We start from the raw sequence: 10752 nt of genomic DNA on the forward strand, positions 1-10752 counted from the left end.
GACTCTATGATTTCCCTTCCGGGCTATCATCCACAATGATTCCGTAGACGTGATACATTTTCTCGAAGCTCGGCATTCCTCGTTGATGTGCGATCGTGTGGTGCGTCCTGCACAGACAGATTTTCCGGTATCCAGAATCATCCACCCTCCGCCGGTCATTTCCCATGCCGATTGTATCAACATGGTGTATTTCACCGTCTTTCCCGCATACCGCGCATTTTCTGTGCTTGATACACGCGTATAAGTATTTTCCAACGTCATCCGCGCGTTCTATTCCGCTGTCTGAGAGCTGTATTCCCTCTTTCAGCACGAAATCCATCAGAAACGTGATGAAATCCCGTGCCGTCCCCACTGAACAGTCTGAAAGGGAGAAATACGGTTCTCCTGTCTCGATCCTGTAGTTACATTTCATAATCTCTTTCATCTCCTCCGGGAGATAGCCCAACTCAATAGCTATATCCCGGATGGTTGCGTATGCTTTCTTCCGCTGCAGATTGGAGATATGCCGCCCATCGTCGAAACGCATTTCTGTGTTCGTGATGGTTTTATTTTCAATTTCTTCTTTCAGCCTGCTTTTCGGCAGCCGCACTACAAGCCACGTATCACCGTCTTTTTCCACGGATTTTACGATTTCAGCCAGAGCGCGCATTATGCATCACCCGTTGGCATCTCTACTGCATTCGGTGTCTTTTGTAATTTTTTCATTGCTTTGTTGTACTGCAGAATATTCAATTTTTCTAATGCATCGACTCCAAATAATGCAAAAATCTGTTCTTTTCTCACACCGGTACGGCTTAATTCAGCGTTGATTCTGCGTACCATTTCCTCGTTAATTAATGATTTCCCTGCATCCGCAGTTGATTGTTCATTTGTTTTTCGTGCTTCTGGAGATTCTGCATCTGGATCGTCTACCATATCCGCCGTTGGAATGCAGAACACCTGGAAACAAGCGTATTTGTAAGCAATTGCCATTGCCTTATTGGTTGCCTTATCTCCTGTGTCCATCGCTTCTCCTACAATGGTCGATTCGACAGAGGAACCATCCTCCGCATAAAATGTGAATTTGATTTTGCAGGTCACATAATGCATCATTGAACCGTTTCTTGTTTGCAGTTCTTTCACATCTCGTTCCAGAATATTCGGGACAATTACCACCTTGTTTTTTGCCAAAGCAGGATGCAAAGCGTTGTAAACGTCGTCAACGCTCCGGAATTTAAAGCCCTGTTGCTTATTAACCTTGTCTTTCCCGACCGCTCCGACATCCGCGATCACGCCAGCAATCGAGCGGTAAATCATCGGGTAGTCTCTGCTTCTGTCAACCTCCACAGCTCCCATTATGCCTGTCTCCTCTCAAAATAGATTCCGATGCTGTTAAAAGCAATTTCCACCTGTTCCAGCTCCTCCGGTGTAACAACAACCTTGTACCACATGGTAACCGTCTGCGGCTGCGGAAACGGCAGATCGTCGCCGTCCTCAGAATCATCGAGTGTAAAAGGTACTTCCGGTTCTTGCGCCGCCACTGTAGCAGCTTTCAGCGCTTCTTCCGCCTTTTTCCGTTCCTCTTCTCTTACTCTGGCGATTTCTTCGATTTTTTTTCGCTCTTCCTCCCGTGCTCTCTCAATCTCAGCCTGCCGGCGCTTCTCCTCTTCCTGCTCGCGGCGGATGCGTTCCGCCTCCAATGCCCGCTTTTTATTGTCCTCGTATATATTAATCCGGGTAAGGGCGGCACCAAGGTCACGGCTCTTCTGATAGACCTGCAACGCATCTTCCACAACCTCCGACTGCGTATTGCGGATAATGCCAATCTCAGAAGCAACCTTTTCAGCCATCGCCAGAAGCTCTTTTTCGATCTGTTTCAGGCTGGTGGTGGCGTTGTCCCACTTTTTCACATAGATCTCCTTGAGTGGCAGGTACTCCGCCCATTCACCGGTGCATTCTGCATACAGCTTCTCAACATCCCCATGACGCTTGCGGATGCGCTCTGCCTCCATCTCTTTCAGCTGACTATCGATCAGGCAAATCGGTTCGTCGATGATTTCAAGAAGCTCTTTTACCTTCTCCTCGAAGTCGTTGTAAGGCACCAGGCACTGCGCCTTTACTTCTTTCCGACGTTTCTCTACTTCTTCTCTGGTCTTCCGGAGAGACGCCAGTTCCGCCTTAGCCACGCTCTTAGATTCCTCAGTGAATACCGCTCCCTGATACTCCGCCATCTTTTCGGACAACTTAGCTTTCACATCCTCAAAATTGCACCGGATCACAGCCGGTTCCTGGCTAATTTCGATCTTTAATTCATTCATTTTCTTTTTCTCCTTCTTTTCTGTTTTCTTCTACTTTCTGCAATCCGAGAATCGCCGCGATTGTCTCAACCTGCGGGAATTTTTCAGATTCCAGATACCGGCGTACTGCTTCGATGTAGCATCTTGCGCCGTCCTCTACACTTTTTTCTGTGCTTACGTCCATTCCTGCATATTCATAATGTTTCATTCTTCTACCTCCGAAAATTCTCCGTTTTTCAGCGTGTAATAAGTGTCCTCTTTGATTTTTTCGCCGTCTACACGCTCTGTTTTTACGCAGATCGGCACATAGCGTCCTTTTTCTTCATCTTTCACCCATTCCGCAAGCGTGATCCAGCTCCCCTTTTTGCCTTTTGCTTTTGATCTTCTGCCTGCGCACATAATCACAGCGTCTTCTCCGGTGCTGTTGATCTTCGCGCAGTTGCCGGACGAGCCGATCTGCGCGGAGTTGCCGGACGAGCCGATCTGCGCGGAGTCACCGGACGAGCCGATCTGCGCGGAGTCACCGGACAGATTCGTTCCATTCGTTTTTTCAAGTGTAAAATCAATGCACGCTTTCAAGAACCCTTTAAGTCCGAGTTTTTCGCCGACGTGAATTTTATTTGTTGCCCGCTTTTCTCCGTCATTCCATACCTGACCCAATGCTTCCACTTCCGCAAATTCAGACAAATTTCCGTTGCCATCCACGAGGTCGTAATGGTTCAGAACCTCCCACGGGTCCTCGTAGAAATGCATAACGCCTTTATAGCAGCATCCCTCACCGTACTCCTCATATGTCGTGTTTTCCTCGCACTGTTTCCCTCCGCAGGAAAATCTTTCTCGAATCCCTTAAAACCTTTCATTCCCATTGCCTTTTCTCCTTTCATGTGCTATGATGATGTTGTCTTTTTATGGATGCCCTTCGTCTCTCCGGAGGGCATTTTTTATATTCTCAACCACATCTGGAACACTCTGTCTTTCTTCTTTTTTGCCTTTTCCGCTTCTGTTCTCTTTCGCTTCTCCTCCGCGTCAACCGCCAGAAAAGCAAGGAATCCAAGAATCATCAGTGAAAAGCACCAGAAGAACCCGCCCCAGTTGATGTCGCTGATGGCCACGAGTGCCGTAACCCACAGAATCACTTCTGCTGCTACAATTTTTTTCTTCAATGCTTCGCCCTCCATTTCTCCAGCTCCACTGTGTCGAACACAAGCGGGCTGTTTTTCTTCATCGGGTTGATTTTCCTCACAACCCCCGCCGGTGCGTATTTCTCGGCGCGTTCGAGCACTGTTTCCCCCAACAGGGGATTCTGCATTTTCAGCAGCTCCGATTTTCGCATATACCGCGCCGGATACGATATCCGACTTTCTTCTTTTTCTTTGATCCGGACCTCTCGTCCCAGAAACATGAAAATCATTTTTTCTGCTTCTGCTTTCGTAATTTCTTCCATCCGGGGAACCTCCTTACTACATCACCAACACGGCCGCCACAACCGTTATCAGCACCACGAAAGTTACCAGCCACGCCGCAAACCAGAATTTTGCTTTTATTCTGGCTTCTCGTATCACGCTGACTGCGAAGCCTTCCGCCTGCTCCCATGTCGTTTCTTCCATGTTCCTCCTTACTCGATTCGTTCCCACTGGAAGCGGCCTTTCCCTGAGTTTCGCCACTGTCCAAGACCTCTGAGCATTCCGTAATCAAGCCACTCTGTCACGCTCCCGCCAATCCATCAGTTAAGCACTGCACCGTAAATTCGATCCACGCCCCCGCCGGGATGCTCTCGCTGTTTGCTAACGCCACGCGCTCGCCCTGCGGTGTCTGTCCTCTCAGCGGCCGCTCGCAGTTTCCGATCTCTCCGTCAAAATGAATCGGGATCTGACGCTCTTTCACGAAAATCAGCCCGTCAATCTCTTTCTTATACGCCTTAATTTTCGAGCTTTTCGTGTTCGGAACCTTACGCAGCATTCCGGCCGCATCTTTGAAAAATCCCTTAATCTGGTAGTCCCAATAGATCGGCACGCCCTCTTTGTTTCTCGGGAAAACGGTCATTGCTTTCTCAATCGTCTCTTCCACGCCTACTGCTTCGACCTCTTCCTTCTTGCTCGGCGCGTTCGGCGCAAGAGACGCAATATAGGTCTTGTGAATCTCCTTATCTGCCGCCGCTGTTCCAAGAATTTCCTCGGTGAATGTTAATCTTACTTTGATTTCCTGCATGTTGCTTTCTCCTTTTCGTTTTTATTTTTTGATTTCGGCGCTCTGCCCTCTTCGCTGCGCACCTGCGTATCAATCCGCCGCACTTCATTTCCTTTGCTTGTCTGCTCGCATCTATGAATTGCCTTGTTATGCCGTTGCTCATCCTGGCTTCCAGTGCTATTCCTTTGCTCCGACCTGCGATTCCTTTCCGTAGCATTCCGGTTCGTTGGCTCGCTGTACCATGCCCTCGCTCAGCTCTACTGTTCGGCGCCATTCCATGGCTTTTCGTTGCCCAGTCTTTCATGGCTATTCCTTTGCTTTTCAGCTCATGACGGTGCATCACTATTCCATAGCCCTTCTACTCAACGTTTTTCCTTGCCATCGTTGATCATGCCCACGCGTTGCTACTCCTTTGCATCTCTATGCTAGTCTATTCTTTTCCTTGCCCTCGCATTTCAATTCTCCGCTGCGCTTTTCCTTAGCATCGCCATCATAGCTATGCCATTGCGGATAGAATTTTGTTGACGAAATATCTCTGCCCTTTCCCCGTTACTTTCGGGGTGCGGCTGATCCGAACATTTCCGTTCGGCTGGGTGATCGTGGACTCTTTGATCTCCATAACCTCGAGATCCATGCTCTTCTGTGTCGGCATGTTGTAACTGGCTCCGTCCTTCCGGATCAGATAGCCGTTTTCCCGCATCCACTGGAAGAGCCGCTTCTCGCCGATGTCAACCCCGTTCTGCTTAATCAGCTTTGCAAGGTCGCCGATCAAGATTGACGTTTTGCTTGCGCTCACTGCGTCCGCGAAAATCTCTTTCGGACGCATCCGCTCAATGGCTCGGTTCTGCTCCTCAATGGTTTTCTGCGCTTCGAGGACTGCCAGAGCCAGAAGTTCCTTTCCCTGCGGTGCTGTCTGCTGATACCCACCGGTTTTCCGGATCGCCGGGAGAACCTCCGACGTTATCCAGTGCTTGAATCTCTTTGCTTCTTCCATCTTGCTCGAGAGAATCAAGCTATACAGCCCGGATTCGTTAATCAGCGTCACTTCCCGTCGCTGACCTGCCAGAACGATTTGTTCGGTCAGCTTGTCCTCGGCGTCTACGTGGTCCCGAATGGCTTTCTGCTGGTTCTGGTACTTCAAGACCTTTGCGATACTGGAGCCAACAAACCACGGTTCTCCGTTTCGCATCTCGATTCGAATACTCCCGAACTCTGCATTCGTGATAATCATTTCGTTCATGCTTCCACCTTCTTTCTGTGGTCAAGAAAAAGCTATTTTGCTTACCGAGCAGCGCTTGCGATGCTCAATATATGTTTTTATATCTTTTTCTTATTCTTATTCTTATTCTAGGGGCGTTACTGTGACGCTACGTCCCTGTTAGCGTAACGTTATGATAACGTTACTAAGCAAATTGCAATGACCCTGTTTGCATTTTGCCGTTAAAAAGATTGCTGATCTGAACAACCAATGATACGAGTGATGCCGCAAGCATAACCAGTGAGCCAATGTGCGCTCTTCTCGTACACTTAACGATTTTCTCCCATGCTTCGATACGCCGCAGGTCGTCTTCGTCAAATTCGTACTCGCCGGATTCATCGAAGCATGTATCTTCTACATCTCTATTCACTTCTTTTCCGCTCCTTACGTTTTCTGTAACCGGGCTTTGTCTGCTTCTTCTCTATCGCGAAGTGCCGAAAGATAGATGATGACCATGTTCTTACTGTCTTCTGGCAGTGACATAAAAATATCTGCAAATTTCTTGCAATCTTCTTTATCTTTTTCTGCTACCATGTACTCACCTCCTTTGTACTTTGTACATTCTCAATATAGCACTATGTACATACTTTGTCAACATGTTTTTTCGTACTTTGTACGATTTTTTCTATTGATATTTTGCTCATTCTGGTGTAAACTATCATTAGACAGGAGGTGAAAATGTTGCATGAAAGATTGAAAATGCTGCGTAAAGCCTTAAACATAGGTAGCCAGCAAAAATTCGCAAACGATCTTGGGATATCGTTTTCGAACGTCTCAAGTTATGAGATGGGAAGGCGAACCCCTTCTGATGCCGTCATTAAATTAATTTGTGAGAAATATAATGTGCGGGAAGAATGGCTCCGAGATGGAGAAGGTGAAATGTTTCGTGATGTTGATGTAGACTTCGGAACTATATGTGCTGAAATCGGAATTGAAGACTTGAAAGCCAAAGAAGCAATTATGAAATATTATCATCTGTCAAAAGAAGACAAGGAACTTTTTTGGAAGTTCATGGATCGTTTTTCGAAATAAAAGAAGCAGGGGTCAGTTCCCCTGCTTCTTATTTTCCGCGTATAATCTTTTTACAAAGCCATAAATCATATCAATGTACGCTGGATTATAAATTTCGTCTACCATCTGTTTTATTTCTTTCTTTTTATCTTCCGGTTGTTCATCTCTCATGATTATGTACCTCCCTGACAGTCTCAATCAAAATAGTGATACCACGATTATAGAACATACGTTCAAGAATATCAACCGTGCGCCACGTATCTGCCTATTTCGATATACAGAATCGCTAATTTTTCAACTTTTTTCTCCCCTCCTTATTGACAGTTTTTAAAAATATGATAAAATTTTCCGTATAACATCTTTATATTTATATTACACCGGATACCGCACAAGATGTTGACGTAATTTCATGTGTGCTTGCTCTTTTGCTTGATAATTTTCGTCAGAATCTTGATACAAAGGGGGAATTTAAGGTGACTACAAAGAAAGAGATGTTAGACACATTTGCGGAAAATCTGGAAAAAGAGCGCATAAAACTCGGGTATACTCAATGTGACTTCGCGCAAAAGCTGGGAATTTCGGCATCTTCTTACCGGAACATCATTTCCCGCCGCGTGGACACGTTCAGCATCATGCTTGCGCCGAAACTCTATGAGCTGACAGGAAGATTCTTATACGAGATGTTCGGGCAACGCAGTATCGAGATTGAAGTGCTGAATAAATTCCGCAAATTAACAGATCGGCAGAAAGCCTACATAAACGCCAAAATAGAATTCGAGCTTGAGATGAAAGCCAAAGAAGAAGATCCAGCGAACATGTTGGATGTCCTGCTTCTGACAGGAAACATGGAAGATGGGATGATTCTGGATTCAGCGCATGAAGAGCATGTGTATTGCCCGGAATATATCGAGAAATACGGAGAGCGGCTGCACTGTGGCATCCGGATAACATCGAACCACTTACATCCCGTATATATCAAGGGCGACATCATCGGAATTTCGAAACGGCCGCCAAGGGACGGTGATACATGCGTCCTGGTCAATAAAAAGAACGGGCGGGCGTACATCCGTAAATTTATCCAGTCGGAACCGTGCAGAATGGAGCCGATAAACGGGTATGGGGATATCATAACCATAGATCCCAACAACCCGGACGAGATGAGGGAATGGGTTAAATTTGGCGTGGTTATAACGGTTCTGCGCAGATAGGGGGAGTCAATATGGCAGAGACAAAATATTGCAAACATTGCGGACAGGTTATTGACGCGGATTGTGTCGTATGTCCTAAGTGTGGAAAGCAGGTTGAGGATCTTAAAACAGATCAGAAGAACGTTATTATTAATAACAACAACAGTAGCAGCGCATCCTCTTCTGCTTCTTCATCAGCAGCTGCGGCGGCGAGTGCAAGCCAAGGAGTATACGTCACAGGAAAGCCAAAAAATAAATGGGTTGCTTTCTTTCTGTGTCTTTTTACTTTATGCGGACACAAATTTTACGAAGGAAAGTTCGGAATGGGTATCCTGTACCTCTGTACTATGGGTCTTTTCGGAATAGGCTGGATTATCGACCTGTTTGCGATTCTCGGAAAACCGAATCCGTATTATGTATAGATAATAAAAAAAGGCCTAACAGACTGTGGCGCAATCTGTTAGGCCTTTCATAAGAGGTTACTCCCCGGAAGGAATAATCTAATGAACATGATTATGTTATCACACTTCCGGCGGCTTCGCAAGTGGAACGGGAAAATTTTCGATTTTTTTCGACTATTTTTTCCCGTCTGTTTGCGGCCGCTTTTTTGCACCCATTTTGCGCCGTCTCTGTGGCTTTTCCAGCCACTAAACGAAAGGAGCCTATAGATGGCAAAGGCGAAATATACAAAGCAAAAGAACGGGTATTTTCAAGCCCGTGTGTGGGATGGAAGTTATGTTGATGGAAAAAAGCACTACATCACGATCCGATCGAAGAAAAGCAGTAAGGATCTGGAAACAAAGGTGGCAGCCTACAACGACAAGATTAAGAACCTCGAAACCGTCCGAGACAAGAACATCCTGTTCCTGGACTACGCCGGGCGGTGGCTGACCGTCTACAAAGCCGAAGCGACGAACAACACGAAGCGGATGTACCGGAACATCATCGAAAAGCATCTGCGGCAGATGGACGGCGTGCGGCTCTGCGATGTCCTGCCGATCCACTACCAGACAGTCCTTAACGACGCGGCCGGAAAGAAACGCATCCAGCAGCAATTACAGATCACGTTCTCTCAGATCATGAAGGCCGCGGTACATGACCGTTTATATCCTGCCAACCTGCTCGAGGATCTAAAGGACGTGATGAAGCCGATTGACTACAAAGCAGATGAAAAGCGGCCGCTGACTGCAAACGAGAAAAAGGCGATGCAAGACGCTGATTTATCCCCATCTGATAGAATTTTTGTGGATATCCTTTACTGTACCGGATTAAGATGTGGAGAAGTTCTCGCCCTTACTCGGTTCGATATTGATTTTTCCAAAAAGATCATCAACGTGAACAAGGCTGTTGAATTTGATGATGCAGGAAAACCGAGCATCAAAGAACCGAAATCGAAGAACGGATTCCGGCAGGTTCCAATTCCGCAGCAGCTCTATACGTCACTTGAAAGCTACGTGCGCTTTTGCATGAAAGGAACACTTCTGTTTTCGATGCAGGGCGGCAAAATGGTGTCTAAATCCTCTTACCGCCGGAAGTGGGAAAGAATCATAAAGGAAATGAATAGAGTCGCTGAAAAGCCCGTCTGCGGACTCACAGCCCATATTTTCCGCCACAACTATTGTACGTCGCTCTGCTACCAGATCCCGCGTATCTCGATCAAGAATATTGCGTCTCTTCTGGGGGATGACGAAGCAATGGTTTTGAGGATTTATAATCACATCATGCTGGAAAAAGAGGATACCGCCGGAGCGGTTGAAGCTGCTCTTTCCATGTGATACGAGGTGACACGAAAATGACACATTTACATTCCTCTACATTCCTCTACAATACCTTACTTTGATTTTCCGATAATTTCATTCCGACAACGTAAAAAGGCTGAAAACCCTAATAAAATCAATGGTTTCCAGCCTTTTCAATTAGTGAAGCATCGGGGATTCGAACCCCGGACAACTTGATTAAAAGTCAAGTGCTCTACCGACTGAGCTAATGCTCCGTAAAATATGCCTAGTTCCGGAATCGAACCAGAGACACGAGGATTTTCAGTCCTCTGCTCTACCAACTGAGCTAACTAGGCATAAAATTGCGGGAGTAGGATTTGAACCTACGACCTTCGGTTATGAGCCCGACGAGCTTCCAGACTGCTCCATCCCGCGATATCCTATTTTTGTACTTGATTTCTCAAGTAAAGCCGATGATCGGACTCGAACCGATAACCTGCTGATTACAAATCAGCTGCTCTGCCAATTGAGCCACATCGGCCGATTGCCTGATTGGCAAGTGGGTGGTGGTGGATTCGAACCACCGAAGCAATTTGCAGCAGATTTACAGTCTGTCCCCTTTGGCACTCGGGAAACCACCCATAAAAGAATGGGACCTACAGGGCTCGAACCTGTGACCCTCTGCTTGTAAGGCAGATGCTCTCCCAGCTGAGCTAAGATCCCATTTTTCAGATATTTAGTTATGAAAAGCGACCCGGATCGGGATCGAACCGACGACCTCCGCCGTGACAGGGCGGCGCTCTAACCAGCTGAGCCACCGGGCCACAATAACTATTTTGAAGATATTTGATATACCTTCAAAACCGCATACACTTAACACCTATACATCATACCATACTTTCTTTCCGAACACAACCATTTTCTGCAAAACTTTTGTTTTGCATTTCAGGTCAAGCCCTCGACCGATTAGTAACAGTCAGCTCCATGCCTTACGGCACTTCCACCTCTGCCCTATCTACCTCGTCGTCTTCAAGGGGTCTTACTTCTTTCGAATGGGATATCTCATCTTGAGGGGGGCTTCACGCTTAGATGCCTTCAGCGTTTATCCCTTCCCG

Annotated in this window: 17 protein-coding genes, 7 tRNA genes and 1 rRNA gene; 4 read left to right on the forward strand and 21 right to left on the reverse strand. The window is 46.7% G+C overall.

All coding sequences use genetic code 11. The features are described 5' to 3' along the window. Positions 1 to 4 precede the first annotated feature (4 nt). The 12 genes from DW965_RS14630 to DW965_RS19180 form a co-directional block, all read right to left on the reverse strand. Positions 5 to 649, reverse strand: a complete 645-nt coding sequence (locus DW965_RS14630; protein WP_119198540.1) for a putative HNHc nuclease — start codon at positions 647 to 649, stop codon at positions 5 to 7. Beyond that, positions 649 to 1335 carry an ERF family protein gene (locus DW965_RS14635; RefSeq protein ID WP_119198541.1) on the reverse strand — a complete coding sequence of 229 codons (687 nt, stop codon included), beginning with the start codon at positions 1333 to 1335 and terminating at the stop codon, positions 649 to 651. The genes DW965_RS14630 and DW965_RS14635 overlap by 1 nt, the downstream gene beginning before the upstream one ends. Then, positions 1335 to 2297: a DUF1351 domain-containing protein gene (locus DW965_RS14640; RefSeq protein ID WP_119198542.1), complete on the reverse strand. Its 963-nt coding sequence runs from the start codon at positions 2295 to 2297 to the stop codon at positions 1335 to 1337. The genes DW965_RS14635 and DW965_RS14640 overlap by 1 nt, the downstream gene beginning before the upstream one ends. After that, the gene (locus DW965_RS14645) at positions 2290 to 2484 is read right to left on the reverse strand and encodes a hypothetical protein (RefSeq protein WP_119198543.1); all 195 of its coding nucleotides are present in this window, start codon (positions 2482 to 2484) and stop codon (positions 2290 to 2292) included. Before DW965_RS14645 ends, DW965_RS14640 begins: the two co-directional genes overlap by 8 nt. Further along, positions 2481 to 3119 carry a DUF7666 domain-containing protein gene (locus DW965_RS14650; protein WP_442857831.1) on the reverse strand — a complete coding sequence of 213 codons (639 nt, stop codon included), beginning with the start codon at positions 3117 to 3119 and terminating at the stop codon, positions 2481 to 2483. The genes DW965_RS14645 and DW965_RS14650 overlap by 4 nt, the downstream gene beginning before the upstream one ends. A gap of 98 nt (positions 3120 to 3217) precedes the next feature. Then, on the reverse strand, positions 3218 to 3439 hold the full coding sequence (locus tag DW965_RS14655) for a hypothetical protein (protein ID WP_119198545.1): 222 nt from the start codon (positions 3437 to 3439) through the stop codon (positions 3218 to 3220). Further along, on the reverse strand, positions 3436 to 3720 hold the full coding sequence (locus tag DW965_RS14660; protein WP_119198546.1) for a hypothetical protein: 285 nt from the start codon (positions 3718 to 3720) through the stop codon (positions 3436 to 3438). Before DW965_RS14660 ends, DW965_RS14655 begins: the two co-directional genes overlap by 4 nt. A 16-nt stretch (positions 3721 to 3736) precedes the next feature. Beyond that, positions 3737 to 3883 carry a hypothetical protein gene (locus DW965_RS19175; protein ID WP_158582879.1) on the reverse strand — a complete coding sequence of 49 codons (147 nt, stop codon included), beginning with the start codon at positions 3881 to 3883 and terminating at the stop codon, positions 3737 to 3739. 97 nt (positions 3884 to 3980) lie between these two features. Then, positions 3981 to 4484 carry a hypothetical protein gene (locus DW965_RS14665; protein WP_119198547.1) on the reverse strand — a complete coding sequence of 168 codons (504 nt, stop codon included), beginning with the start codon at positions 4482 to 4484 and terminating at the stop codon, positions 3981 to 3983. Between the two features lie 475 nt (positions 4485 to 4959). Then, positions 4960 to 5703 (reverse strand): phage antirepressor, encoded by a 744-nt coding sequence (locus DW965_RS14670; RefSeq protein ID WP_119198548.1) that lies wholly within the window; start codon positions 5701 to 5703, stop codon positions 4960 to 4962. 163 nt (positions 5704 to 5866) lie between these two features. Next, positions 5867 to 6091, reverse strand: coding sequence for a hypothetical protein (locus DW965_RS14675; protein ID WP_119198549.1), 225 nt, complete (start codon positions 6089 to 6091; stop codon positions 5867 to 5869). 14 nt (positions 6092 to 6105) lie between these two features. Continuing rightward, entirely contained in the window at positions 6106 to 6255 is a 150-nt protein-coding gene (locus DW965_RS19180) for a hypothetical protein (protein WP_158582880.1), read from the reverse strand. A 144-nt stretch (positions 6256 to 6399) separates the two neighbouring features. Here DW965_RS19180 and DW965_RS14680 point away from each other — a divergent pair, with 144 nt between their 5' ends. Next, the gene (locus tag DW965_RS14680) at positions 6400 to 6753 is read left to right on the forward strand and encodes a helix-turn-helix domain-containing protein (RefSeq protein ID WP_118660698.1); all 354 of its coding nucleotides are present in this window, start codon (positions 6400 to 6402) and stop codon (positions 6751 to 6753) included. A 12-nt stretch (positions 6754 to 6765) separates the two neighbouring features. Here DW965_RS14680 and DW965_RS19185 read toward each other — a convergent pair whose 3' ends face one another. Then, entirely contained in the window at positions 6766 to 6903 is a 138-nt protein-coding gene (locus tag DW965_RS19185) for a hypothetical protein (protein ID WP_158582881.1), read from the reverse strand. A 302-nt stretch (positions 6904 to 7205) separates the two neighbouring features. Here DW965_RS19185 and DW965_RS14685 point away from each other — a divergent pair, with 302 nt between their 5' ends. The 3 genes from DW965_RS14685 to DW965_RS14695 all read left to right on the forward strand — a co-directional run bounded on the left by DW965_RS14685 (position 7206) and on the right by DW965_RS14695 (position 9694). Further along, entirely contained in the window at positions 7206 to 7940 is a 735-nt protein-coding gene (locus tag DW965_RS14685) for a helix-turn-helix domain-containing protein (RefSeq protein ID WP_243036648.1), read from the forward strand. An 11-nt stretch (positions 7941 to 7951) separates the two neighbouring features. Beyond that, complete coding sequence (locus tag DW965_RS14690; protein ID WP_119198550.1) at positions 7952 to 8341, forward strand: TM2 domain-containing protein; 390 nt, start codon at positions 7952 to 7954, stop codon at positions 8339 to 8341. 246 nt (positions 8342 to 8587) lie between these two features. Then, positions 8588 to 9694 (forward strand): site-specific integrase, encoded by a 1107-nt coding sequence (locus tag DW965_RS14695; RefSeq protein ID WP_119198551.1) that lies wholly within the window; start codon positions 8588 to 8590, stop codon positions 9692 to 9694. Between the two features lie 145 nt (positions 9695 to 9839). Here the strand turns inward: DW965_RS14695 and DW965_RS14700 are convergent. The 8 genes from DW965_RS14700 to DW965_RS14735 form a co-directional block, all read right to left on the reverse strand. Beyond that, positions 9840 to 9912: transfer RNA gene (locus tag DW965_RS14700), tRNA-Lys, on the reverse strand. An 8-nt stretch (positions 9913 to 9920) separates the two neighbouring features. Next, positions 9921 to 9993, reverse strand: a tRNA-Phe gene (locus DW965_RS14705). A 6-nt stretch (positions 9994 to 9999) separates the two neighbouring features. After that, positions 10000 to 10072 (reverse strand) — tRNA-OTHER (locus DW965_RS14710). Between the two features lie 33 nt (positions 10073 to 10105). Then, a tRNA-Thr gene (locus DW965_RS14715) sits at positions 10106 to 10178 on the reverse strand. 19 nt (positions 10179 to 10197) lie between these two features. Then, positions 10198 to 10278, reverse strand: a tRNA-Tyr gene (locus DW965_RS14720). Positions 10279 to 10287: 9 nt separating this feature from the next. Then, positions 10288 to 10360, reverse strand: a tRNA-Val gene (locus DW965_RS14725). A 27-nt stretch (positions 10361 to 10387) separates the two neighbouring features. Further along, positions 10388 to 10461: transfer RNA gene (locus tag DW965_RS14730), tRNA-Asp, on the reverse strand. A 122-nt stretch (positions 10462 to 10583) separates the two neighbouring features. Further along, positions 10584 to 10752 (reverse strand): 23S ribosomal RNA (locus tag DW965_RS14735); the annotation flags it as partial.

This window comes from Blautia sp. AM47-4, assembly GCF_003479865.1.
In the GTDB taxonomy this organism is placed as follows: Bacteria; Bacillota; Clostridia; order Lachnospirales; family Lachnospiraceae; genus Fusicatenibacter; species Fusicatenibacter saccharivorans.

Bases quoted from the DNA above. Each gene is read 5' to 3' on its own strand.
- DW965_RS14670 (WP_119198548.1), bottom strand. From the start codon at position 5,703: ATGAACGAAATGATTATCACGAATGCAGAGTTCGGGAGTATTCGAATC.
- DW965_RS19180 (WP_158582880.1), bottom strand. From the start codon at position 6,255: ATGGTAGCAGAAAAAGATAAAGAAGATTGCAAGAAATTTGCAGATATT.
- DW965_RS14690 (WP_119198550.1), top strand. From the start codon at position 7,952: ATGGCAGAGACAAAATATTGCAAACATTGCGGACAGGTTATTGACGCG.
- DW965_RS14665 (WP_119198547.1), bottom strand. From the start codon at position 4,484: ATGCAGGAAATCAAAGTAAGATTAACATTCACCGAGGAAATTCTTGGA.
- DW965_RS19175 (WP_158582879.1), bottom strand. From the start codon at position 3,883: ATGGAAGAAACGACATGGGAGCAGGCGGAAGGCTTCGCAGTCAGCGTG.
- DW965_RS14695 (WP_119198551.1), top strand. From the start codon at position 8,588: ATGGCAAAGGCGAAATATACAAAGCAAAAGAACGGGTATTTTCAAGCC.
- DW965_RS14640 (WP_119198542.1), bottom strand. From the start codon at position 2,297: ATGAATGAATTAAAGATCGAAATTAGCCAGGAACCGGCTGTGATCCGG.
- DW965_RS14660 (WP_119198546.1), bottom strand. From the start codon at position 3,720: ATGGAAGAAATTACGAAAGCAGAAGCAGAAAAAATGATTTTCATGTTT.
- DW965_RS14635 (WP_119198541.1), bottom strand. From the start codon at position 1,335: ATGGGAGCTGTGGAGGTTGACAGAAGCAGAGACTACCCGATGATTTAC.
- DW965_RS19185 (WP_158582881.1), bottom strand. From the start codon at position 6,903: ATGAGAGATGAACAACCGGAAGATAAAAAGAAAGAAATAAAACAGATG.
- DW965_RS14645 (WP_119198543.1), bottom strand. From the start codon at position 2,484: ATGAAACATTATGAATATGCAGGAATGGACGTAAGCACAGAAAAAAGT.
- DW965_RS14680 (WP_118660698.1), top strand. From the start codon at position 6,400: ATGTTGCATGAAAGATTGAAAATGCTGCGTAAAGCCTTAAACATAGGT.
- DW965_RS14630 (WP_119198540.1), bottom strand. From the start codon at position 649: ATGCGCGCTCTGGCTGAAATCGTAAAATCCGTGGAAAAAGACGGTGAT.